Here is a 21,737-nt window from a genome sequence, read left to right on the forward strand (position 1 = left end):
TAGCTTGCGAGTAGGATTGTTCAGTTTTGAGGGTGTAAAGAAATAAATTACACTTTCAGATTGTGAATGAGAAAGTAAAGCACACGAAGTGTGCAGGTAAAGTTTTCTTTGCATACTTTCTTGTACACAAGAAAGTATGCACCATTAGCTCAGTTGGTAGAGCAACTGACTCACACGCCGCAAACGGGAGTTCGATTCTCCCACGGGTCACCAAATTTCTTCAAGAAAGATGTTGACAGCAGGCTGATGGTATGGTATAATAACAAAGCTGCACAGGAATGTGCAACGAAATAGTAGGTGTTAATGGTGACGAGGGTACACCTGTTCCCATTCAAACGCCTACATCTAAAGCAGCAACGAAAGTTGCTGCTTTTTTGTTTTAATTATTTTTCTTGTGAGTTTGAAGTGAAGTTGGGTGTGCGTGGCAGCGTCCGTACCGGTAGGTCCTATCCCGAATTCTGTGTAACCGCCAAAATGCGGTGTAAAATAGAACTTATATTTCAAGGCGGGAGCGGCGTTGGCTGCGCCCGCCTTGTCTACAACATAACGCCAACCAAGGCGGAAGTCAAGGGGCACCCTCGTCCATCGGAGCCTCGCCGGCGGCGCAGCGCCCCTTGACCTTCGAGCCGGGTTGTTAATCAGGCATCCGATCCTCGAAGTAGATTGCCAGCTGGACATGAATCATGCTCCAGTCCTGTCTGCGGCCGGTCCACTTTTTCGTGATGTCGATCATCGCCAGATACAGCATTTTGAAAAGGCTGTCATCGGTCGGAAACACGGATTTTGACTTGGTTACCTTCCTGAGCTGACGGTTGAAGCCTTCGATGGTGTTGGTCGTATAGATCAGCCGCCGAAGTTCTTGAGGAAACTTAAAATAAGTGCTGAAATTTGCCCAGTTATCTCTCCACGACTGAGAAATCTTAGGATACTTCTTGTCCCAGTGTTCTGCGAACGTGTCTAACGCGTCCAAAGCAGCCGGTTCATCTACCGCTGCGTAGACTGCTTTCAAGTCAGCCATAAGTGCTTTCAAATCCTTGTAGGAGACATATTTGCTGGAATTTCGAATCTGGTGAATAATGCAGTTTTGAATCTCAGTTTTAGGGAAAACTGCCTCAATCGCCGCAGAAAAACCGGTCAAATGATCCGTACAGGCAATGAAAACATCCTCGATGCCCCGATTTTTCAGGCTGTTCAGTACGGTAGCCCAGAATTTCGCACTTTCGTTCTCGCCAACCCACATTCCCAGAACATCCTTCCGACCATCAAGATCAATACCGATGGCGATATAGACGGCCTTCTTTACGATCTGTCCTTCGCTGCGGACATGGTAGTGAATCGCATCCAGAAAAACAACCGCATAAATGGACTCCAGCGGCATCGGCTGCCACTCTTTCGCTACGGGATACCGTGGTATCAGAGACATCTACGCCGTAGATATCCTGAATATGCGCTTCAATGTCACCGGTGGTCATGCCTTTGGCGTACATGGACAGAATCTTCTCCTCGATGTCCTAGCTGATGCTGGTCTGATTTTTCCGCAGCATCTTGGGGTCAAATTCGCTCTTGCGATACCGCGGCACAGATACCTCTACATTGCCAAAACTGGTGCGCAGGGTTTTACTGCTGTGCCCGTTCCGGCTGTTATCCGTGTCCTTGTTCTTGTAGTCATACCGGCTGTAGCCCAGCTGATCGTCCAGCTCGGCTTCCAGACCGTTTTCCATGAACTCCGCGATAGTGTCTTTGAACAGTTCCTGAATGTCATCCATGCTGCCTACATTCGCCAGCTGCAGCAGCTCACGAATTTTTTCGCGACGTGTGTTTTCTTCTGGGGTTCTTTTCCTTCTTGCCATTGTGATTACCTCCGTCATCCTGCCTCTATTCTACACCTTGTTGGAGGTCTACACAAAGTTTGGGATGGAGTCGCGGAGTGAACCGCTCCCTGTCAATTAGACAGATGTAAAAACAAAAAGTTTTCTCCAGGACCTCATTTCAGAGATCCTGGTTTTCATTTATGCAGCATCCAGCAAGCTGCGGTAATTCATTGGTGCAAGGCAATTTAGACGATGCTGACGCCGTTGGTAGTTGTAGTAATGAATGAATTGTCCTACCGCATTCACAAGCTCTTCATAGGTTTCAAAAAGGAAACGATATCTCTACCCTTCAAGTCCAGAATGGCACTCAGATAGGCTTTCCCGCCTTCAGAGCCATATTTCATTTCTGTAACATCGATACACCATTTCTTGTTTACGGTGTCGGCTGTGAATTTTCTGTTCAGAATATTCTCAGCCGTTACTTCCGGCTCAGACCGCTGATATGCCGGACGTTTTCTGCAGATGACAGCAAGCAGGCCGACAATATGTACCAAACGATAGAATCGATTCAGGTTCAGAATGTCACAAGTCTCGGTTATTGCATACCCCTCTTCGTGCATTTTCCGAATACAAATGTAGAGATATTCCTGTCTTACTCCGCTCAGCGCCACCTCATTTCGAGTTCCTCGAGTTTTTTTAGCACTGCATTCTCCGTTTTCAATCTTCTGTTTCGGGCTTCCAGTATCCGGTTCTCGGCGCGCAGCTTCTCCGCTTCTGTCATCTCAGATTCGGCCTTACGCTTACCACGCTTGTCTACCAGACCTTCTATGCCCTTCTCATTGTACTTTCTCACCCAGAAATAGATTTGCTGGTAGCTGACGCCGAATCGCTCAACAGCAGCAGCGTAGTCATTTCCATGCTCGATGCAGTAGCTGATAATTTCAATCCGTTCTTCGCATGTCGTAGTCCGTACTTTTTACAGATCGCTGCGTGGCTTCCTTCTCCGTTGAATGGATGATCTCTTCTGGTGTCCGTTTTGACATAATAATGCTCCCCTTAGTGTAGTCTCGAGTTTTTGTTATTTCGAGTGTCTACTCTATGGGGAGCATATCAGCCTGTATTCTTATTCTTTATTCTTTTTTAAGCCTTGGTGTTCGAACCACACCAGACCATAAATTGGGCAGGGCACATCTTAAAAATGTCGCCTCTCGCGGGGCAAAACTGGAATTTTGAAAAATCGAGTTTTTGCAGCCTTTTCGTTCTAAAAGTAGCGCATTATATGTGAAAACACCACACTTTCGTGCGGCGTTTTCGGCGTTGCATCTTTCATCAACACATTTTGGTACGCCCGGTGCGATTCGAACGCATGGCCTTTGGAGTCGGAGCGGTGCTATGTGAGGTGTTTGCATCGCAGCGACTACTAAAAAGGCGCAGTTCACCAACATTTCGTGTGGTTTTTGTATGTTTTCTGTCCCTGTTGGGACTGCCGATATTCGGTGGCAGCAGCCTCGTAGTAGCCGCAGTGGCGTTGGCTATTCTTTGACCGGTGGCAGGAAACCTTCGACCTGTTGACGGTATTCTGCCTGTTCCTCACGGAAGAAGCGCTCCAGCAGGCTGTAATCCTGCTTTGTCTGCGCAGTATTCAGCGCATGATAATACTCGGCCTTGCGGCTGTCATTTACCACAAAGGGGATAATATCGTTTTTAGACATTCCTTAAACAGAATCAGCCGCCCAGTTCGTCCGTTTCCATCCTGGAACGGGTGGATAGCCTCATAATCTGCATGGAACTTTGCCAATCCGTGCAGATCATGTTTGTCTGCTGCATTGTATTCGTCCAGAAGTGTCGTCATGCGTGCGTGGACATCCTCCGGCAGCGCAGTTGTAATATCCGATACGATATTTTGGCGATTCTTGTATTCTCCGATCGGATAACCGTTTGCAATGTCCTCAAACACGCCGCTTTTCAGCTTGTAATGATACCGCTTAATCAGTTCATGTGAAAGCGGCTCTTGATAGGTTTTGAGCATTTCATTGAACATCAGAAAATGGCCGGTCATTTCCTCCACGTCTTTTGCACGGATCAGTGCATCTTCTGAAGTCAAAGTGCCGGTATCAAAGAGCGAAGCCGTCTGCTTTTCTGTCAGCATGCCACCTTCAATGCGGTTGGAATGATACGCCAGCAGCTTTTGAGAGAGTGCATACACGCCGCTATGGTCGTTCTTCTTCTGCTCGATCTGAAAACGCCGAATAAGCTGCGCGGTAAAACTTTCTGCCATAGTTATCTCTCCTGCTGTGCCGGATATCTGCTTTTATTATACCCAATCTGTTGCTGCTGTGCAAGGTGCTTAGCGATGCATCACCTTATACAGCAGGTTGAGGCAGGCATCGGTTTCGCTGTCAAAGACGGCAACATCACACTTTTCGCCGTTCACGGCGAAGAATACCTCCCAGCCCTGCGCTGTCCATTCCATGGAATAGCAGTTCGTACCGAAATATCCGGCGCTGAAGTTATACAGATCTTCGGGTACTTTCAGATAGACCAGAATGGAATGCAGCTTACGGATAGTTAAATTCGGCAGGGTTTTATCAATATCGCAATAATGTGTCATGCGATAGAGCAGATTATAGCAGGCATCGGTTTCATTGGAGAATACCTTAACAGCACACTTGCTGCCGCGTTCAGTCGCATATACTTCCCAGCCTTGCGAGGTGTGCTCTATTGTTTCACAGGCACCCAGTCGCATATTATTACCCAAGTCATAGGCACTGGCAGGGACTTTCAAATAGTGGAAGATCGCACGGAGCTGGTTTTGGTTCATTGCAGTCATTTAATAGCCTCCTCTAGCTAACCGTTTTCGAGTAGTTCTTTAATGTTAGTTGGCAGGCGGTACTGTATGCCGCCGCCTCGTTCGCCAAACGCCGGAGCGATTCTTCCTGCTTCTACATTTTCAATGGGTTTGATCACTCGATAAACATGATAGACATTCTGATTTTTATAATAGGGCAATGACCGCATTTTATATGGTGTACCTTTGGGTGCGGTAAAATCACCACCTGGTCCGCCATAGCGGTCGATTAAAGCACCGACATCAAGTGTTTCTATATGCTTTGTTCCTGCCACAAATCCATTATCCGGTGCGTATTTAGGATAGTCAACATGACCGCTTTCATCAAGGTATTTGGTATCACGGACAATCAGAGCATCTTCTGGCAGGTTGATTTCCACAGCGTTTTGAGCCGCTGTATTTTCAAATGCCGCCACATCATCAATCATCGCCGGAGCATATTTTTGCGCTAATTCATATGTGCCAACCGCGATTGAGGCAACACCGAGGGAATTCAGCCAATGTTCCAGTGACAGCGGTTCATTCGGTGAAAATGCGCCTTTTACCATATCAGCGGTGCCCAGAGTCAGCCAGTTTACAATATTATAGAGCGAGGGATCTTTTGTCATCGCATCTGTGCGCGTTTTTAATCCCTCATAAAGACCGCTGACTGTACCCATAGTGAGCCAGTCAAGAAAGCCGCTGAGTGTTCCACGACCAATACGTTCCTGCTGGGCGGCAGCAAAACCGTTCAGCAGTGCTTTGGCATCAGAGGGAATGCGCAGCAGTGCATCATACCAATTCGAATGATTGTCGGCGTTGGGTGATGCGGCAACAGTGGGCTGTTCCAATGCCGATGAAGATTCGTAAACCGGAATTACGGCACAGCGGCAGTGCGGGTGCAGTGGTGGAAGCAAGTCCTGCTGAATCAATTCATTCAGCGTAAAAGTTTTGTTGCTGAATGAAAGACAGGTATTACAAAGTCCCTGCTGATGTTCGACAATATACTGAAATTTGTGATAGCCGGCTTTGTCAAACTGATGCAGGAGATAATACCAGCTGGCTTGTATATAGGCGCCGTCAATATCATCGGCTAATCGCTTGGAGGCTTTATCCCATACAAGAAGCAGTTCTTTTGCCATTTGGTCGGCAGTGCTGTTCTGACGTATGCAGATTGTGGATTGATTCATCAGCGCCTGCGTGGTCTGCTCATTGAATGAAGTCAGATCAGAATTCAGCTTGTACCGCAGACCGGTGGGAATATCTTCTGTGCTCATGATGAACAGCTTTGTGTATGCATTTATCGTATCATAAAGCTGTACTTCGAACAAGGCTGAACGAGTACAAAGCTGGCTCCGTACTGCTTTTTCCTTTTCGCCTTGCGGTGCGGGCAGAGATTCACGTTCTTTCCGTGTCAGGAGCGCATGAAATGCTGTAGAGGGGGAAGTGTCCTCGTCGATGTGCATATGTCGGAGATAAAACCATGCTGCCTGTTCCCGAATTCGTCTGCTGGTGCTCTCTGCTTTCCGTAACGCGACTGTTTTAATTGCCTGCATGAAGTCCTCCTTTCAATCCCTTCTATTCTGGTGATTGATAGAATAGGACGAGATCCGGAACTTTGCAAGGTCATCTTTTGACCACCACCGTTTGACATACAAAGAAAACTGTAATACAATCGCACTACAAGGAGATGATTTTATGGCTATGGATGCAACACTTCAGATCCGCATTGACAGTGCAGTAAAGGAGCAGGTAGAAGCACTTTACCGCAGTATGGGCACCTCGTTCGCTGAGGCTGTACGGATGTTTGCGCAGCAGAGCCTGCAGGAAGGCGGTATGCCATTTCGTCCGTCGCTTCGTGCGTGGGATGACATGAGCGAAACGGAAATCAGCGAAAAGCTGTCGCGCAGCAGTGAGGATATTGCTGTCGGACGCATCTCTGCGCAGTGCGATATGGACACTAAAGTAAAGGAGCTGCTTCAGAGTCGTGCCGCAAAGATATAAGATATTTTACACCTCAACGGCCGAGCGGGACATTACGGAAAAGCTGATGTACATTATGCAGCAGCATCGGAATACCGTTTTGGCAGAACGTTGAGTGCATTTCCGGCTAAGTATCCGCTGTATGATGTAGAGCCGTGGAGTTCTGCGGGAATTCGACAGTATGTTACGCGAAATGACGTGATTTTGTATTCGGTTGATGAAATCCACAGCTATGTATACATTCGCAGTGTTTGCACACGCGGTCGAGATTTGGATTTGCATCTGTCGGAGCAGAGCGAAAGCATAGAGTAAAACGAAAAGAGCGGCAAGGCAGCTCCCGATAAGAAAACATCGTGAGGAAAGAGAGAACGGTATAGCTTCGGCTGTACCGTTTTCTCTTTTTTTCATTGATGCCATGACTTTTGACATTTCCAAGGCTCCGATACCTTGTAGTAAATGTCGATCTCCTGCGTCCGGTTCTTGCCCTTCGGGTCGCTGGCCGCGTGGACGATGATTTTCTCCACGAACTCATGGAGGATGCAGGGCGTGAGCTCCGGGATATCCGTGCACCTCTCCACAACGGAGAGAAAACGATCAACATCCGCCGATTTGCTTTCCTCCAGCTCCACTTCTTTCCGAAGGGAACTCGTCAGCACCTTGAGATTCCGTTCTTCCTTCTCATAGTCCGCAGAGAGCTTCTGAAAGCGTTCATCGGAGAGCTTGCCCGAAATGCTGTCCTCATAGAGCCGCCTGAAGATAGTATCCAGCTCCGTGATTCGCTTTTCGGAATCGGCAAGCTGCCGTTTCCGCTTTGCAAGATCCCGGTCGCGCTGCCGTAGGTCACTGGCCATGACCAGCCTCACAAACTCGTCCTTACTGCGTGAGGCGAAGGAAACGATCTCCCGCGGGAGTCGCTGATGGCTGAGGCGCAGATGTGCCGGAAGGCGTTCTGCCGGGAATAGCGAAAAGAGAACAGCGCAGCTTCAGGGCGAGATGCCCGTCCGCTGCGCTGTCCGATGTTCGCTTATGGGGTCATGCCATGTTTAGCCGTATGTCAGCCGGTCACTTCTTGCAGCGCCAGAGGAAGGTCACGATCTGCGCTCTGGTGCAATCCGCATTGGGGCTGAATGTCGTGCTGGTGGTTCCCTTGGTGATGTTCTCCTTGACCGCCCACAGTACCGCATCAGCATAGTAGGCGGTGGACTTCACATCGGCAAAGGGATTGGCTGTACCCGCTGCCGGGGACTTCTCGGAACGCCACAGGAACGCGACGATCTGGGCGCGGGTGCAGGTCATGTTGGGGCTGAACGTGGTGTCGCTGGTGCCCTTGGTGATGCCGTTTTCTACCGCCCACAGCACAGCATCGTAGTAGTAACTGCCCACGGGGACGTCGGTGAAGGGCATGGTGCTGGTTTTAGAGGCGGGGCTTCCAGCGGTGCGCCACAGGAAGGTCACGGCCTGCGCACGGGTGCAGATGCCGTCCGGGGAGAAATGGGTATCATCGGTTCCCTTGGTAATGCCGTTCTCCACTGCCCAATCCACAGCATCCTCATAATAGCTGCCGGTGGCTACATCCACAAACACGCCGGTCTGGGGGTTGCCGTTGGCTTTCATAAAGATGACCTCGATGGTATGGGTTCTGCTGACATTCTCAAAGGTGTAGGACTTCACCGCGCCGATGCTCTTGCCGTCGATCTTGACGTTGGAGATGGCATAACCCTTATCCGGGGTGATGGTGAAGGTCCGATCTCTGCCCTCACGGACGCTGACATTGCCGGAGGGAGAAATGGAGCCGCCAGCCCCGGCAGTTGCCTTGATGGTGTAGTAGCTGTAAGAATGGCCGCTGCCATTATAACGCCAGTGTGCCGTATAGATTCGGTTGCCAGTGCTGCCCGTTGGGATGGTGACGGTCATGTTGTTCTCGCCGTCAAGCCCCGTGCCGCTCCAGCCGGTGAAGGTATAGCCGGATTTGGTAGGCTTCTTGAGGGTGAAAGCCTTCGTTTCGATGGTGTAGGTGTTGGGATTGCCCTCCACAGTGCCGCCGGCTAGATCATAGGTAATCGTGTACTGGTGGACTGTCCACTGCGCCGTCAGCGTGGTTACGACCTCCGGAACGATTTCACCGGGGGCGTACAGGTTTCCGTCGCTGCCAAGCCACTTAAAGTAGCTGCCGGTATTTCCGTCCGGGCGGGTCATGCCGTCGGACGCAGGCGCGGTAAACTTGCTGCCGTTTTTCACAATGATTTGAATAGTATCCGTGCTGCCGCCCAATTTGCCGCCGCCAAGATCAAGGGTAACGGCCTTCAGCCCGCCAGGGCCCAGTGAGCCGGGGTTCGGGACTTCAAGGACGGGGCGGAAACCGAGGTCGACGTTCTGATACGAGGACGAGTAGTAATACCAGTGGCGGGCCGAGTAGTACCCACGAACCGCACGGAACCCACTCCCAAAGTTCGGAGTATCCTGCCCCCACGAATACACCTTATTCCGGTTTTTGATATATCCGTCGTCCTTATCCAGTACCCTGTCCCATTCGTTGCTTTGGGGCGTGCCGCGTTGGGACTCACCCGAGCCTGTATAACGACTTCCCACAGACGGCGCACGCAGCGTATAGTCCACGCCACTGGCGGCATAGTCCTTGCCGAAAATCAGATTTGCGGTATTCAGGTCATCCCAGTTTATTTTATGTGTTACATTGTAGTCCGCAATAAACAGGCTGTGGGGATATTTGTTCTGCTGTGCATATTCCTCGGTGGTTGCCATCTCCGACATGAGCTTGTAGGCGTCCACCGTCCCTGCGTAGGTCAAGGGAACATAGTGCAGGGTATTATCCGGCAGAGCATCGTTCACCGTGCCGGGAATACCCATTGCCGAAAGGTCAAAATAGTATCTGCCGCCGGGGGTGAGGGTGAACTGCTCGTCCGCCTGCTTTTCCACCGTCAACGCAATGTCTGTGAAATTACTTGCGTAATCGGTTTTATAATCGCCGTTGTACTGTTCGCTGAAAATTTTCAGGGTATAGCTGCCCGGTGCAATGTCGGACGGGATTTTGATTTCAACCGTTCCTGTTGCTTCGGTGGGCTGCGCCACTCTGCCATAATACTGTGCGCCGCTGTTATCCGCAAGGATGACAGAGATATATTCATTTGCCCCTGTGGTCGCCCCGTTGTAATGCAGTGTAAGGGTATCACCGGGGTCGCCGCTGGCGGTTGTTTCCGTTACGGCAAAATTGCGGCTATTATCTAAAAGCGTCAATTTCCACTCGTTTCCGCTGTATTTGGAAACTTCGGTCAATCCTCCGTCAGGCTTTCCGTCCACGGCGGCGGATGTGAAGAGGACAGAGTTCAGATTTAAGTTAAAAGCGGGACGCACACCAATCTCAGTGACGAGAGAGTGCCCGGTGCAGGAGACAGAACCATTACCTTTCACGACAGCGACAACGTAAGCGGAGCTGCCCGGGGAGCGCAACCACCAATAGCTTGACGCCCATTTGGGATTTTCTTTATCCGCAATTCGCAGATCATTATTTACCGCAATAGCCTCTTTTGAGGAAAGCGGCCAGAATACAGCGTTATCCACCTGCGCTCCTGCTACACAGTCGGTATTTTCTTCGTTGTATTTTCCGCTTGTAAGCGTCCGTTTCTTTACGGCAGCATTTTCTTCTGCCGTCAGCTTTCCTGCAAGCTTGTCTATTGCGGTTTTCAAATTACTCGGTGCATATTTGTTGTTTGCTGCGTCATTGGCAAATTTCACAACTCCCATATTGCTTGCCGCAAGCAGGGTCATATCCCCCTGTGCGCCGGCAACACCGTTCCCGTCATAGCCGATTACACGCCATGCACCGGGATTATCTCCATGGTCTTGCCCGAAATACACGGTCGGTGCGGTCGCTGTGTTTACATTTTTATTCAGTGCGTTTGTGCCAAGCTGTATCGCCTTTCCTTTATCCGCCGCAAACGCCACGGTGGGGAGCATACACGCCGCCATGCAAAGGCAGAGCAAGATACTGAGTATTCGTTTTTTCATTGGCTTTTCTCCTCCTGTTCGTGTCGAGTGGGCTTGTCCGCCCCGTCTTTTTTCTGATTTTCTCTGTTTCTGAGCCGGAAGCATAGCACAGTGATGACCACCGCCGCTGCAAAGCAGACAACGCCTACCAGCACATAGCCGCCTGCGTCCTCCCGCAGCAGCATCGCGCCGAACGCACCCCATGCGGCGGTCTGTCCCGGCCCGACGACCGTGCCCGCCGTCTGCATCAGCGCCGCGCACAGCAGCATACACACTGCGGAGAGGCTTATTGCCTCGCGCCGCTGCCTCCGGCGGGTGTTTTCCCGCACCCGCTGCTTGACGAGTGCGACCCGCCTTACGGTATCGTACATTCCGCTTGAACCTCCTCTCTGGATTTTTTGAAATGCGGCTTAAAAAACCCCTTCACTTATATAGGTACAAAAAATCGAAAAAACTCTCACCCAAAACGCAAAATTTTTCAAAAAAATTTGAGAGCCGCCAAAAGGCAGCTCTCAAGGAGTGGATATTCGGTTATTTCCTCCGCGATAAGCGGAAAACAGACCATCTTCCCGCCGCCACCAGCAGCACCGGCAGGGCGTAGGCGATGTACTGCGCCGCGCCGCCGTAGGCGATCAGCAGATTGTATATGGCGTGGAGGGTGATGGCCGCGCCCAGCAGCCCGCAGGTGCCTGCGATCTTCAGCCACGTCCGCCGCCACGCATACGCAAGTCCGCCGCCCACGATCAGGCCGCAGAGGACGTGCATGGCTCCCGTGCCGAAGCCACGGAAGAAGATAAAGGAGAAGCGGTCGGCGCCGTTCTGAATGAGATAGCAGACGTTTTCAAAGGTGGCAAAGGCGAGAGTGACTGTTATTGCGGCGGCCTTGATTTTATCGCCCTCCGGCTCGAACACCAGAAGATAGAACACCAGCGGCAGCAGCTTCATCGTTTCCTCTACCACCGGCGCGATCTCCGCCGTGGCGGCAAGGGCATCCGCCTGACACACCGCAGCGAGGAAGGTGTTGATGTAAGCCGAGAGCAGACACACCCCCATCCCGGCAATGCAGAACAGGAAAAAGCGGAGCTGCCGCCTGCCCATGCACAAAGCAGCCACCAGTAGGGGAGATACCATGCAGAGAAAGATGTTTTCGATGTAGGTCACGCTTCCACCGCCTTTCTCGCGGCGGGCAGCAGCCCCAGAATCGCAAGCGTCAGCAGCATATCACACCAGAAGGTTGGGCTAGCCGGTGAGGTATCCGGCCAAAAGCAGCCCGCCGTCCAGAGCAGATATTCCGAACTGGCAAAGCACAGCACGCCGATGTGGAAGTACCGCATATTCCGCGCCGCGCCCGTCTGCCCATTGGCGTATACCAGCCCCCGAATGGCGCAGTAAGAGAGAACGATCATCATGCCGCACCAGATCAGGTTGGAGAGAATGTCCCCGAAAGTGCAGTAGAACGCCAGCAGCGGCACGCCGAACGCAGGCGCAAGCCACGCCCTGCGGCAGCGGAAGCTGCGCTCGTCCTGACTGGTGAGCGTGGCCTGCAATATCCGCAGGAAAATTACGCTCGCCACCCAGCCGAACTCCGAGACATAAAAGACCCGCGGCGTGGTATCGAACAGCAGCAGATACAGCGTCCAGTAGAGTGCACCGAGGGCAAAGCAGCCGTAGAAGCACAGCAGCAGGAAATACACCTGTCGCCCACTTTTTCGGTAGGAGATACCCGAGAGCAGCGCGCCGACGAACGTGGTCAGCAGTTGCAGCAGGTTCTCAATCAGCTCCATGCGCATCCTCGCTTTCCCTGTCCTGCCCGTCCTCGCGGCTCATCTGCCGCAGCCGGAAGCACAAAACGGTCACGCACACGCCGAGTAAAAACGCCAAAAGTCCGATGACGATGTATCCCAAGGCCGCGCTGCCGCCGTACATACTGGCTGCCGTTTCAAAGCCCGCATAGTCGCCTGTCTGGATTTTCGCGGCAATGCCGGGCATGGCGAGGGACGCGCCGATGAGCAGCACAAGGCACGCCGCCACCGCGGAAGCCATGGTGATCGTATTGCGCCGCAGCCGTTTTTTCCTTTCCATTGCAGCGATGCGCCGCTTCGTCTCCGCGACGCGCTCCTCATGACTCCGCATCTGTGATTCCCTCCCGTTCTAAGAGCCTTCGCAGACTTTCTTTTCCGCGATATACCATGTTGGTGATCTGCTTTACCGTTTTCCCCGTGACCTCCGCCGCCTGCGCGTAGCTCATGCCTTCAAAATAGGTCAGATATAAAACCTCCCGATAGTCCGGGTTCATTTCGTCCATGCAGAAATGCAGAATGCGGTTTCGCTCCTCCGTCCGGATGACCTCCTCCGCCAGCAGCCGCCCGTCCGGCTCGCCGGTTAGCGTATCAAGGCTGAACAGTGGCTTTCGTTTGCTCTTATGGCGCAGCGCCATGTGCCGCGCCGCCTTATAGAGATACGCCTTGAAGCCGCCGTCCCGGATGCGGGGCTTTTTGGTGAACAGATAGGCGAAAACATCCAGCATCAGCTCCTCCGCCTCGTGAACGTCGTGCAGATAGCCGTCGATATACAGGGTCAGCGGGTCGCCGTATTTTTTCATCAGGGCATTGAGCCCTTCGTCGTCGCCGCTCAGATATTGGCGGTATAAGCTCTCGTCGCAGGTCATAGCGTTCACTTCCTTTTTGCGGATGCTTCCAATGTAGAGATGGATCCGTCAGGTGCTTGTCCTGCCGGAATCGCGGCGCTGCTTCTGAAAGCGCGGGTCGGACGGCTTTTTCACGTTTTCCGGGATCGCCCATGAACGCCCGAACCGGGACGCGCTAGGGATCCGCCCTTCGGCGCAATACTGGTTGACCCGCCACTCCGACACGCCCCAACGATAGGAGGCCTCCCGAATGGAGATATAGCCCTTGATCCCGTTCATACCGCACCTCCGCATGGATAATACTTAACATGATACATTGTATACGAATATCCGAAGAAACACAAGGCGTCCGGCGAAGTGGGCAGCAAGCACAGCAAGCGAGTACCCGCTTTCGGATTTTGCGCTGTTCAGGCCCCTGCCCGAACAGTCAAAATTGCTTGCTGGGGCGCGGGTCTCCGGTGGAGACCTCAAAGCGTGAAGCGCTTTGAAGCGCCGACCGAGCCGACAGGCGAGACCATCCCAGACCCTTATGAAGAACGGAGGGCGGCGCTGACCGCCGAGCGTCAGAAGGCGCGGCGAGAGGAGCAGGACTACGCCGCCGTGCGCCGGAACGTGGAGGAGTTCCTGTCCCCGCCCCGGCAGGCGCCGGCACGGCAGAAGGATATGGAGCTGGAATGCCCCCTGGGACAAACTTTTTGCCGCGATCTGCGTTTTCCCCTGAGCTTTTGCCGAAACGTCAGATATAATGAAGATATAAACGATTTTGAAGGAGGCGAACCCCATGACAAGAGGCGAGGCATTGCCGCTCTTTTTTACTGTTCTGTCTACCATATAGTAGCCTGCACAGTAGCCTCGATTTTACGCCGTTAAAGCAACCCTTGAAAAAGTAAAGAAAAACCGCCCGTTCCAGCGGAACAGACGGTTATCAGTGGTACGCCCGGTGCGATTCGAACGCATGGCCTTTGGAGTCGGAGTCCAACGCTCTATCCAGCTGAGCTACGGGCGCGAGTACATGATATAGTATACCAGTCTTTCGCGCGTTTGTAAAGCGGTTATTGCGGGGTATTTCGGTCGGATTGTGCCGAAACACCCCGATTTCCGTCTTACGCCTGCGCGTCGTCCGGCTTTTTCTTCTTTTTGCGCTTGCGATAGCGGTCCTCCTCGGAGAAAACACAGCCGCAGTAATTCTGCATGTACAGGCCAAGCTCACGCGCCTTATCCTGTCCCTCGCGGAAGCGCGGCGAAAAGTCGCGGTGCAGATACTCGACACCGTATTTTTCGGCCATTTGTTCGCAGATCTGACGCATCAGCTCGTGATTCTGGTACGGGCTGACAAACAGGGTAGAGGTAAACCGGTCGTAGCCGTGCTCGGCGGCGTAGCGCGCGGTTTCCTCAAAGCGGAGCGCATAGCAGGTCGCACAGCGGTTATCCCAGTTGGGATAGACAGCTTCGATGAACTTTCGCAGACCGTACTCGTTCTCGATCTCCAGCTTGAGATCAATGCTTTTTGCATACTCAACGAGTGTGTTCTTGCGCATTTTGTACTCTTTTATCGGGTGAATGTTGGGATTGTACCAAAAACCTACCGGCTCGATGCCCTCCTGCCGCAGCGTGTCGATGCACGCAATGGAGCAGGGCGCACAGCAGATATGAAGAAGTGTTCCGGACAAAAAATCAAACCTTTCTGAAATAATAGTTGGATTAACGGTGAGGATAAGAGGGAACTTATTTGCGTAGTAATGGATCAATATCTATGAATTCATATTCTTTTGCGGCTTCGTTCTTAGAAGAAAACAATTTCACATCGTCACATGGCTGCAGTTGTTTTTTCCAATCTACGCAATTGTTTACAAAATTTTTGAAGTTATCGGCAATCCGAAATATTTTTCTGCTTTTATCGATATAGCAGATAGGAAATTCACTCTCTATGTCTGTCAGACCGCCCACGGTGCCTATATAACCACCCCGACTGTCTACCGCCATAATATCTACACGAGGTACAGCGTAAAAATCAACATTCAGAGCCATATTATCAAATATGAAATGAATATCATAGCAATCTATAAACTTTTGATATTCTTCGTCCTTGAGTTCTGGCGGCATGGAATAAATCGTTGTTCCTGCTTGGGTAATTTCTGCATCTTTTCGGATAACGCAGATTGCGCTATTTGCACCATCATAATTCGAGCTTGTCACATCCAGAAATAACTGCTTCATTTTCTTACTCCTGTATAAATCGGCAGAGTCGTCAAAGTGAATCATTCCCTTTTTTGAAGTCAAACGGCATAGCGCTCTCCTTTATTTCTTCCAGTGCTTGAGGGTCGGCACAATGGCTTCCATATGGGCGCGAACCTGCTCTGCAGGCCAGCTTTCGGTTGCCATATGCGTTACGCAAACGTCAATCAGCTGCTCTTTCGTGGTGTATTTGAAGGTTCCGTCGGCATAGCACCACATGCAGTAGTCCTCGTTAAAGGAGCCGTCCGGCCCTTTACTGGTGATGGAATCTTCAAGCGGCATGCCGCAGCATTGGCAGATCAGCTGCCGCGGAGAGCCGAGAAGCGTATTGATCGACACGTTAAAGAACGCGGAAAGCAGCTTGAGCGTTTCGACATTCGGCGTGGTTTCGCCCGTTTCCCAGCGGGATACCGCCTGTCGGGTGACAAAAATTTTTGCAGCCAGTTCGTCCTGTGAGAGACCTTTTTCGGTTCTGAGATGATATAAAATATCCTTTGTATTCATAATCAAACACCTCCGTGAGGTAAGTGTATCATAGGATCTTTTTACGGACAAGCAACATGCGGTTGCGGTATCGGATAGCGCCTGTCAGCAACCTGCCGGCTTAATTATTATACCGCGTTTCCGGCCTACTTGCAAACCCTGTCGAAAACCGTTATACTGAGATTAGATTGACTCGGAATTTTGATCAAAGGAGGCATATTCCCATGAAGGATATTGCATACTATAACGGAAAAATCGGCCGCATTGACGAGGTGCAGGCGCCTATCACCGATCGCGGTTTTTACTTCGGCGACGGCGTTTATGATGCGGCGATGGTCAACAACAAGAAAATCTTCGAGCTTGAGGATCATCTGGACCGCTTTTACAACAGTCTGAAGCTGCTCCGCATTGAGCCGCCGATGCAGCGTGACGAGCTGACAAAAACGCTGAACGAGCTGGTGTCTCAGTTGGATTCGGATGCGCCGCATATGCTGTACTGGCAGTCCACGCGTGCAGTGGCACACCGCATGCACGCGTTCCCCAAGGGCGGCAAGGCCAGCCTGATGGCATTTTCCGAGCCGTGCGGACTGGACCGTCAGGATCATCCGTACAAGCTGATTTCGGTCGAGGACACGCGTTTTCTGCATTGCAACATCAAAACGCTCAACCTTATTCCGAACTGCATGGCGATGCAGCAGGCTGTTGAGGCGGGCTGTGACGAGGTCGTTTTCCACCGCGGCGACCGCGTGACTGAGGGCGCACATTCCGGTCTGGCGATTCTCAAGGATGGCGTGTTCTGTACGCCTCCGGCGGATAATCTTATTCTGCCGAGTATTACGCGCAAGCATTTTCTTACGCTGTGCGACAAGCTCGGCGTGCCGACCCGCATCGCGCCGTTCACTGTGGATGAGCTGAAAAACGCGGATGAGGTGATGATCCTGTCCACCGGCACGCACTGCGTCGGCGCATGCGAGTTGGACGGCAAGCCGCTCGGCGGCAAGGATCCTGCACTGCTCGATAAGCTGCAGAAGGCGTATCAGCAGTGGTTTGACGAGAAAACCGCAAAATAATGGAGAATTGAAAAGGAATAATTGAGAATTAAGGTATCGCGCATTGCGTGTATCCGTCAATTTCCATTCTCAATTTTCAATTTGGAAAGGACAAAAGAATGCCCAACATTGTTATCATTGGCGGCGGACCGGCGGGACTGAGTGCTGCGATTTACGCGGTACGCGCCGGCATGCAGGCAACCGTTCTGTATAAGGACGGCGGTGCGCTGGCCAAAACGGACAAGATCGAGAATTATTTCGGCTTTATTGAGCCGGTTTCCGGGGCAGAGCTGCTCGAGCGCGGACAGAAGCAGGCCGAACGTCTGGGTGCAGTTTTGCGGCAGACCGAGGTAACCGGTATTGAGTATGCGGCGCAAGGCTTCACGGTTAAGACTGCGGACGGCGTGTTTGACGCGGATGCGGTCATTCTGGCAACCGGTTCGCCGCGTGCGGTGCCGAAAATCGAGGGTGTAGCTGCATTTGAGGGCCGCGGCGTCAGCTACTGCGCCATCTGCGATGCGTTTTTCTATCGCGGCAAGGACGTTGCCGTGCTCGGTCAGGGTGAGTATGCGCTCGAGGAAGCGCGGGTGCTGCTGCCGGTGGCGCAGTCCGTTACGCTGCTGACGAACGGCAGCGAGGCTCCGGCGGATTTGCCGGACGGTCTGTGCGTGGAAACGCGAAAGGTAAGCGCGGTCGAGGGCGATGAACTGGTGTCGCGCGTGGCGTTTGCCGAGGGAGAACCGCTGCACGTTTCCGGTGTGTTCGTCGCCTACGGCACCGCAGGCAGCGGCGATTTTGCCCGCAAGCTGGGCGCGCAGCTGGACGGCACGCGCATCAAGGCGGACGCCGACGGCTCGACGGCTGTACCCGGCCTGTTTGCGGCGGGTGACTGCACCGGCGGTCTGCTGCAGGTGGCAAAGGCCGTCGCAGACGGCGCTGAGGCTGCAATGAGCGCGGTAAAGTTCGTGAGAAAGTGAAGAAAGCACCGCATACCTCGGTATGCGGTGCTTTTTTATGCGGTTTTGACCGGGGTATTAACCCTCGTAATCATCCTCGTTCTCCCAGTTGTGCCAAACTGCCTGAACGTCATCGTTATCCTCGAGGTTGTCGAGCAGCTTACGCATCTGCGCCATATCCTCTTCCTTTTCGAGGGTGATGTAGTTCTGCGGAACCATCTGCAGCTCGGCCTGTGCGAAGGTGTAGCCTTCCTTCTCAAGTGCCTCACGAACGGTGGAGAAATCATCCGGAGCGGTGTAGATTTCGAAAACGCCTTCCTCAACGAGGAAATCCTCAGCGCCTGCGTCGAGCGCCTGCATCATAACAGCGTCCTCGTCCAGACCTTCGCTCTCCATAATGATAACGCCCTTCTTATCGAACTGCCAGGATACGCAGCCGGAAGCGCCCAGACCTGCGCCGTACTTGTCGAACAGGTGACGAACGTCCGCAACAGTGCGGTTCTTGTTGTCCGTCAGGGTCTCAACAACGACTGCAACGCCGCCTACGCCGTAGCCTTCATAGTTGTTTGCCTCGTAATCGACCTGACCGTTTGCACCGGAGTACTTATCGAGCGTGCGCTTGATGTTGTCGTTCGGCATGTTGTTGGCCTTTGCCTTTGCAATGCAGTCGCGCAGGCGAGCATTGAAATCCGGATTAGCGGAGCCGCCTTCCTTGATTGCGATTGCCATTTCACGGCCGATTTTGGTGAAAATCTTTGCTTTTTTTGCATCGTTTGCGCCCTTGCGCTTTGCGATGTTATTCCACTTGGAATGTCCCGACATGGTGAGTGTCCTTCTTTCTTTTATATCATCTAAAATATTAACTGTATAACACGCAGAACAATTTTAACAGGTTTTTCGCTATTCTGCAAGTCCTGCGAGTATATTTTTCGCGTTTGCGGTGCAGAATAGCATTGCAAACGAAACGAGGTGAGCCAAATGAGCAAGCAGAACAAGAACCGGAACCAGCAGGGTCAGCAGAATCAGCAGCAGAATCAGAGCCAGCAGAATCAGAAAAACGATCAGCAGAACGGCTGATATTTTTCCTGAGCCGATGGGTGTGCCTGTCGGCTTTACTTATTTTTATCTATTCGCTGAAGATTTCGGAATGGGTGCAGTCCGGACGGCTGGGAGGTCCGCCGCACCTGCGGCGGCGGGCACAAGGGTGGACACCAAGGTTCCCACCCTTGTGAATCCTGTTTCCTTTATTTCTTAGTCTGGCGCAGATCAGAGAGCGGCGACCGCTCCGAAATAGGGGAACGGCAGAGGATTTTTACTTCCGTATCTTTCTCAACCTGTTCGCAGTGTCAGATTCCTTGCTGCTGCACATACCGGCTGCTCTACGCAGGCGCAACACAAGGTGAATTGCCCGAAGGGCAAGAGAAGGTCCCCCTGGGGATAACAGTGTTGCGCAACTCGTTCGTCTGGTGGCTGCGGACGGCACCTGCGGATTTAAGGCAATACCGCTTTTAATTCTCAATTTGCTTTATTTCCCGAGGTTTTCATCCCGGTATTTCTGAATCGCTGCCAGAAACTCCTTGCCGTACCGCCTTGCTTTTGCGTCGCCTACGCCGCGGACGGACAGCAGATCGAACTCGCTCGATGGCTGTTTTGCGGCCATATCAGCGAGTGTTGCGTTGGAAAAGATAACGTACGGCGGCACGCCTGCGCGTGTGGCAAGGCGGGTTCGTACATCGCGGAGCGCATCGAACAGCTTTTCATCCACATCTTCTGCAAGAGCCGCATACTGTTTGGCTGCTGCCGGCTTTTTCTCCTTGGGCAGCTTGACGCGGAATTCACCGCGTCCGCGCATGAGCGCGTTACCGGTGCGGGTGAGCGCGAGCACGTTCATGCGGTCCGGGTCGGCGATGAGGTGTCCGCGCTCGAGCAGCATGTCGATCAGCCGACGGACATACACGGCGGTGCTGTCCGGCATGATATTATAGGTGGAAAGTGTATCCAGATGGAACTGCGTGATTTTTTCGTTCTTACTGCCGGTCAGAATGGCCGAAACAACGGTTTTGCCGAACGCACGGCCGCGTTCATCCAGTCGGTACACACACGAGAGGATTTTGCGCGCGTCCATGGTTGCGTCCACTTCCTCGAAATTGGTGTCGCAGCTGCTGCAGTGTCCGCACGATATCGGCGAATTTTCACCGAAATAGCGCAGAATGTAATGCCGCAGGCACTCGGTCGTGGTGCAGTAGAATGTCATTTGCCGCAGGCGCTCGCGGTCGCGCGCGATGAGCTGCTGACGGGTGGCCTCGTCAATGGTTTCGTCCTCGGCTTCGTGGCTGCGCTCAATCAGAAACTCGGCCATACGCACATCTTGTCCGCTATATAATAGAATACAGTCGGCAGGCTGACCGTCTCGACCGGCACGGCCGGCTTCCTGATAGTAGCTTTCCATATTTTTCGGCATGTTATAATGAATGACAAACGACACGTTGGACTTGTCAATACCCATGCCGAATGCGTTGGTAGCGACCATAATGGTCTTGCGGTCGTACAGAAAATCGTCTTGATTCTCGCGGCGCTCGTCAGGATCGAGGCCCGCGTGATAGCGGGTGGCGGGCAGACCACGGCTGAGCAGCAGATCGCAGATCTCCTCCACGTTTTTGCGGGTGGAGCAGTAGACGATGCCACTTTTATCCTTGCGCTCATTCAGCAGCTGCAGCAGCTTCATGCCCTTGGAAGTCGGTTGTTCGACAGCAAAATACAGATTCGGACGGTCAAAACCGGTGGTTTTGATGAAGGGTTCGTGCAGACCGAGTGCCTGTACAATGTCGTCACGCACCTCAGCCGTTGCGGTTGCCGTAAACGCAGAAACGAGCGGTCGCTCGGGCAGTTCGGCAAGAAAGTCGAGAATTTTGAGGTAGCTTGGACGAAAATCCTGTCCCCATTGAGAGATACAGTGCGCTTCATCGACTGTGATCATCGAAATCGGTACGCGCTTGGCAAATTCGAGAAACGAGGGGGCGGTCAGGCGTTCCGGCGCAACATACAGCAGCTTGTACTGTCCTCGTCCGGCGAAGTACAGTGCATCGCGGAATTCCTCCGCACTCATCGCACTATTGATGCACGCGGCAGGAACGCCTGCTTCCACAAGCGCACCGACCTGATCTTTCATCAGCGAAATGAGCGGAGAAATGACCAGCGTCAGGCCGGGAAACAGCATGGCGGGCACCTGATAGCAGATGGACTTGCCCGCACCGGTCGGCATAATGCCGAGCGTATCCCGGCCGGAAAGGATGGCGCGAACCAGCTCATCCTGTCCCGGGCGGAACGAATCGTAGCCGAAATATTGTTTGAGAATGTCCTGTGCGGTCATGGTCTGCTCCTTACATATAATAGTAGATATAATTGCCGGCGGCGTTCCGGTATTTTGCGCAGCAGGTCGAAATACGACCAGCCTTGTGCAGCGGCGGAAATCATGGTCAGGCAGTTCTGCGTTGGCGGTAAATTGTCGTCGTACCGCGCCGCATCGTCAGGCCGCTGCCTGACAACGTACACGCCGGTGAACTGTTCGATCGGGTGTTCGGCTTTATTATAGTATCGTGCAATTATCTTATCACGTTTTTAGAAAAATCTCAATAGTTTGAAAAAAGTGCTTGACATTCGCTGTCGGATTTGGTATTCTATTAAAGCTGTCTCTTAGAGGCGAGCGCAAAACCGAAAGGTTTGGTTTAGAACCGATTGAGGTTC

Annotated in this window: 24 protein-coding genes, 1 tRNA gene and 1 pseudogene; 4 read left to right on the forward strand and 22 right to left on the reverse strand. The window is 52.5% G+C overall.

From position 1 onward, the window contains the following. Positions 1-634: 634 nt before the first annotated feature. From PGY33_RS12745 to PGY33_RS12765, 8 genes and pseudogenes are all read right to left on the reverse strand, one after another. Positions 635-1,850: pseudogene (locus PGY33_RS12745) on the reverse strand (IS256 family transposase). 159 nt (positions 1,851-2,009) lie between these two features. Continuing rightward, positions 2,010-2,117 (reverse strand): IS3 family transposase, encoded by a 108-nt coding sequence (locus PGY33_RS14580; RefSeq protein ID WP_118753734.1) that lies wholly within the window; start codon positions 2,115-2,117, stop codon positions 2,010-2,012. After that, positions 2,114-2,482, reverse strand: a complete 369-nt coding sequence (locus PGY33_RS12750; protein WP_270478919.1) for a hypothetical protein — start codon at positions 2,480-2,482, stop codon at positions 2,114-2,116. Before PGY33_RS12750 ends, PGY33_RS14580 begins: the two co-directional genes overlap by 4 nt. Next, positions 2,473-2,757 (reverse strand): helix-turn-helix domain-containing protein, encoded by a 285-nt coding sequence (locus tag PGY33_RS14585; RefSeq protein WP_118753736.1) that lies wholly within the window; start codon positions 2,755-2,757, stop codon positions 2,473-2,475. The genes PGY33_RS12750 and PGY33_RS14585 overlap by 10 nt, the downstream gene beginning before the upstream one ends. Before the next feature lie 586 nt (positions 2,758-3,343). Continuing rightward, the gene (locus PGY33_RS14405; RefSeq protein ID WP_330424805.1) at positions 3,344-3,523 is read right to left on the reverse strand and encodes a hypothetical protein; all 180 of its coding nucleotides are present in this window, start codon (positions 3,521-3,523) and stop codon (positions 3,344-3,346) included. Further along, complete coding sequence (locus tag PGY33_RS12755; RefSeq protein ID WP_330424806.1) at positions 3,490-4,089, reverse strand: Fic family protein; 600 nt, start codon at positions 4,087-4,089, stop codon at positions 3,490-3,492. Before PGY33_RS12755 ends, PGY33_RS14405 begins: the two co-directional genes overlap by 34 nt. Before the next feature lie 69 nt (positions 4,090-4,158). Beyond that, on the reverse strand, positions 4,159-4,641 hold the full coding sequence (locus PGY33_RS12760; protein ID WP_118753737.1) for a hypothetical protein: 483 nt from the start codon (positions 4,639-4,641) through the stop codon (positions 4,159-4,161). 17 nt (positions 4,642-4,658) lie between these two features. Next, positions 4,659-6,194 carry a glycohydrolase toxin TNT-related protein gene (locus tag PGY33_RS12765; RefSeq protein ID WP_243038524.1) on the reverse strand — a complete coding sequence of 512 codons (1,536 nt, stop codon included), beginning with the start codon at positions 6,192-6,194 and terminating at the stop codon, positions 4,659-4,661. Positions 6,195-6,336: 142 nt separating this feature from the next. On the opposite strand from PGY33_RS12765, the gene PGY33_RS12770 reads away from it, so the two are divergent. Then, positions 6,337-6,642, forward strand: a complete 306-nt coding sequence (locus PGY33_RS12770; RefSeq protein WP_118753738.1) for a type II toxin-antitoxin system RelB/DinJ family antitoxin — start codon at positions 6,337-6,339, stop codon at positions 6,640-6,642. Between the two features lie 383 nt (positions 6,643-7,025). On the opposite strand, the gene PGY33_RS12775 is transcribed toward PGY33_RS12770, so the two are convergent. The 8 genes from PGY33_RS12775 to PGY33_RS12810 all read right to left on the reverse strand — a co-directional run bounded on the left by PGY33_RS12775 (position 7,026) and on the right by PGY33_RS12810 (position 13,549). Further along, on the reverse strand, positions 7,026-7,472 hold the full coding sequence (locus PGY33_RS12775; RefSeq protein ID WP_118753739.1) for a DUF4368 domain-containing protein: 447 nt from the start codon (positions 7,470-7,472) through the stop codon (positions 7,026-7,028). 211 nt (positions 7,473-7,683) lie between these two features. Beyond that, positions 7,684-10,644 carry an S-layer homology domain-containing protein gene (locus PGY33_RS12780; RefSeq protein ID WP_199679730.1) on the reverse strand — a complete coding sequence of 987 codons (2,961 nt, stop codon included), beginning with the start codon at positions 10,642-10,644 and terminating at the stop codon, positions 7,684-7,686. Beyond that, positions 10,641-10,994 carry a glycosyltransferase gene (locus PGY33_RS12785; protein WP_117752277.1) on the reverse strand — a complete coding sequence of 118 codons (354 nt, stop codon included), beginning with the start codon at positions 10,992-10,994 and terminating at the stop codon, positions 10,641-10,643. Before PGY33_RS12785 ends, PGY33_RS12780 begins: the two co-directional genes overlap by 4 nt. A 160-nt stretch (positions 10,995-11,154) precedes the next feature. After that, a complete protein-coding gene (locus PGY33_RS12790) occupies positions 11,155-11,784 on the reverse strand; it encodes a PrsW family glutamic-type intramembrane protease (RefSeq protein ID WP_199679736.1) in 630 nt (209 codons plus the stop codon). Continuing rightward, a complete protein-coding gene (locus PGY33_RS12795; protein WP_199679738.1) occupies positions 11,781-12,407 on the reverse strand; it encodes a histidine kinase in 627 nt (208 codons plus the stop codon). Before PGY33_RS12795 ends, PGY33_RS12790 begins: the two co-directional genes overlap by 4 nt. After that, on the reverse strand, positions 12,394-12,756 hold the full coding sequence (locus tag PGY33_RS12800; RefSeq protein ID WP_118753741.1) for a DUF4179 domain-containing protein: 363 nt from the start codon (positions 12,754-12,756) through the stop codon (positions 12,394-12,396). The genes PGY33_RS12795 and PGY33_RS12800 overlap by 14 nt, the downstream gene beginning before the upstream one ends. Continuing rightward, complete coding sequence (locus PGY33_RS12805; RefSeq protein ID WP_243038525.1) at positions 12,743-13,291, reverse strand: RNA polymerase sigma factor; 549 nt, start codon at positions 13,289-13,291, stop codon at positions 12,743-12,745. Before PGY33_RS12805 ends, PGY33_RS12800 begins: the two co-directional genes overlap by 14 nt. Before the next feature lie 48 nt (positions 13,292-13,339). Next, entirely contained in the window at positions 13,340-13,549 is a 210-nt protein-coding gene (locus tag PGY33_RS12810) for a DNA-binding protein (RefSeq protein ID WP_199679740.1), read from the reverse strand. A 195-nt stretch (positions 13,550-13,744) separates the two neighbouring features. Between PGY33_RS12810 and PGY33_RS12815 the strand changes: the two genes are divergently transcribed. Then, the gene (locus PGY33_RS12815) at positions 13,745-14,140 is read left to right on the forward strand and encodes a hypothetical protein (RefSeq protein ID WP_147358605.1); all 396 of its coding nucleotides are present in this window, start codon (positions 13,745-13,747) and stop codon (positions 14,138-14,140) included. 59 nt (positions 14,141-14,199) lie between these two features. Here PGY33_RS12815 and PGY33_RS12820 read toward each other — a convergent pair. The 4 genes from PGY33_RS12820 to PGY33_RS12835 form a co-directional block, all read right to left on the reverse strand. Further along, positions 14,200-14,276 (reverse strand) — tRNA-Arg (locus PGY33_RS12820). A gap of 97 nt (positions 14,277-14,373) precedes the next feature. Beyond that, on the reverse strand, positions 14,374-14,940 hold the full coding sequence (locus tag PGY33_RS12825) for an epoxyqueuosine reductase QueH (protein ID WP_270478925.1): 567 nt from the start codon (positions 14,938-14,940) through the stop codon (positions 14,374-14,376). 55 nt (positions 14,941-14,995) lie between these two features. Then, a complete protein-coding gene (locus PGY33_RS12830; RefSeq protein ID WP_270478927.1) occupies positions 14,996-15,487 on the reverse strand; it encodes a hypothetical protein in 492 nt (163 codons plus the stop codon). Positions 15,488-15,568: 81 nt separating this feature from the next. Further along, positions 15,569-16,009 (reverse strand): zinc ribbon domain-containing protein, encoded by a 441-nt coding sequence (locus PGY33_RS12835; protein ID WP_118753745.1) that lies wholly within the window; start codon positions 16,007-16,009, stop codon positions 15,569-15,571. Between the two features lie 203 nt (positions 16,010-16,212). On the opposite strand from PGY33_RS12835, the gene PGY33_RS12840 reads away from it, so the two are divergent. Together PGY33_RS12840 and PGY33_RS12845 are read left to right on the forward strand one after the other, a co-directional pair. Beyond that, on the forward strand, positions 16,213-17,058 hold the full coding sequence (locus PGY33_RS12840) for an aminotransferase class IV (protein ID WP_118361674.1): 846 nt from the start codon (positions 16,213-16,215) through the stop codon (positions 17,056-17,058). Between the two features lie 98 nt (positions 17,059-17,156). Further along, complete coding sequence (locus PGY33_RS12845) at positions 17,157-18,014, forward strand: NAD(P)/FAD-dependent oxidoreductase (RefSeq protein ID WP_118481158.1); 858 nt, start codon at positions 17,157-17,159, stop codon at positions 18,012-18,014. 57 nt (positions 18,015-18,071) lie between these two features. Here PGY33_RS12845 and PGY33_RS12850 read toward each other — a convergent pair whose 3' ends face one another. Next, complete coding sequence (locus tag PGY33_RS12850; protein ID WP_110435528.1) at positions 18,072-18,815, reverse strand: YebC/PmpR family DNA-binding transcriptional regulator; 744 nt, start codon at positions 18,813-18,815, stop codon at positions 18,072-18,074. A 703-nt stretch (positions 18,816-19,518) separates the two neighbouring features. Further along, on the reverse strand, positions 19,519-21,363 hold the full coding sequence (gene recQ / locus PGY33_RS12855) for a DNA helicase RecQ (protein ID WP_118753747.1): 1,845 nt from the start codon (positions 21,361-21,363) through the stop codon (positions 19,519-19,521). Positions 21,364-21,737 lie beyond the last annotated feature (374 nt).

This window comes from Butyricicoccus sp. AF18-9LB (assembly GCF_027684505.1).
Lineage (GTDB): Bacteria > Bacillota > Clostridia > Oscillospirales > Butyricicoccaceae > Agathobaculum > Agathobaculum butyriciproducens.

Bases quoted from the DNA above. Each gene is read 5' to 3' on its own strand.
- PGY33_RS14405 (WP_330424805.1), bottom strand. From the start codon at position 3,523: ATGTCTAAAAACGATATTATCCCCTTTGTGGTAAATGACAGCCGCAAG.
- PGY33_RS12755 (WP_330424806.1), bottom strand. From the start codon at position 4,089: ATGGCAGAAAGTTTTACCGCGCAGCTTATTCGGCGTTTTCAGATCGAG.
- PGY33_RS12760 (WP_118753737.1), bottom strand. From the start codon at position 4,641: ATGACTGCAATGAACCAAAACCAGCTCCGTGCGATCTTCCACTATTTG.
- PGY33_RS12765 (WP_243038524.1), bottom strand. From the start codon at position 6,194: ATGCAGGCAATTAAAACAGTCGCGTTACGGAAAGCAGAGAGCACCAGC.
- PGY33_RS12770 (WP_118753738.1), top strand. From the start codon at position 6,337: ATGGCTATGGATGCAACACTTCAGATCCGCATTGACAGTGCAGTAAAG.
- PGY33_RS12775 (WP_118753739.1), bottom strand. From the start codon at position 7,472: ATGGCCAGTGACCTACGGCAGCGCGACCGGGATCTTGCAAAGCGGAAA.
- PGY33_RS12780 (WP_199679730.1), bottom strand. From the start codon at position 10,644: ATGAAAAAACGAATACTCAGTATCTTGCTCTGCCTTTGCATGGCGGCG.
- PGY33_RS12785 (WP_117752277.1), bottom strand. From the start codon at position 10,994: ATGTACGATACCGTAAGGCGGGTCGCACTCGTCAAGCAGCGGGTGCGG.
- PGY33_RS12795 (WP_199679738.1), bottom strand. From the start codon at position 12,407: ATGGAGCTGATTGAGAACCTGCTGCAACTGCTGACCACGTTCGTCGGC.
- PGY33_RS12800 (WP_118753741.1), bottom strand. From the start codon at position 12,756: ATGCGGAGTCATGAGGAGCGCGTCGCGGAGACGAAGCGGCGCATCGCT.
- PGY33_RS12805 (WP_243038525.1), bottom strand. From the start codon at position 13,291: ATGACCTGCGACGAGAGCTTATACCGCCAATATCTGAGCGGCGACGAC.
- PGY33_RS12810 (WP_199679740.1), bottom strand. From the start codon at position 13,549: ATGAACGGGATCAAGGGCTATATCTCCATTCGGGAGGCCTCCTATCGT.
- PGY33_RS12830 (WP_270478927.1), bottom strand. From the start codon at position 15,487: ATGAAGCAGTTATTTCTGGATGTGACAAGCTCGAATTATGATGGTGCA.
- PGY33_RS12835 (WP_118753745.1), bottom strand. From the start codon at position 16,009: ATGAATACAAAGGATATTTTATATCATCTCAGAACCGAAAAAGGTCTC.
- PGY33_RS12840 (WP_118361674.1), top strand. From the start codon at position 16,213: ATGAAGGATATTGCATACTATAACGGAAAAATCGGCCGCATTGACGAG.
- PGY33_RS12845 (WP_118481158.1), top strand. From the start codon at position 17,157: ATGCCCAACATTGTTATCATTGGCGGCGGACCGGCGGGACTGAGTGCT.
- PGY33_RS12850 (WP_110435528.1), bottom strand. From the start codon at position 18,815: ATGTCGGGACATTCCAAGTGGAATAACATCGCAAAGCGCAAGGGCGCA.
- recQ (WP_118753747.1), bottom strand. From the start codon at position 21,363: ATGACCGCACAGGACATTCTCAAACAATATTTCGGCTACGATTCGTTC.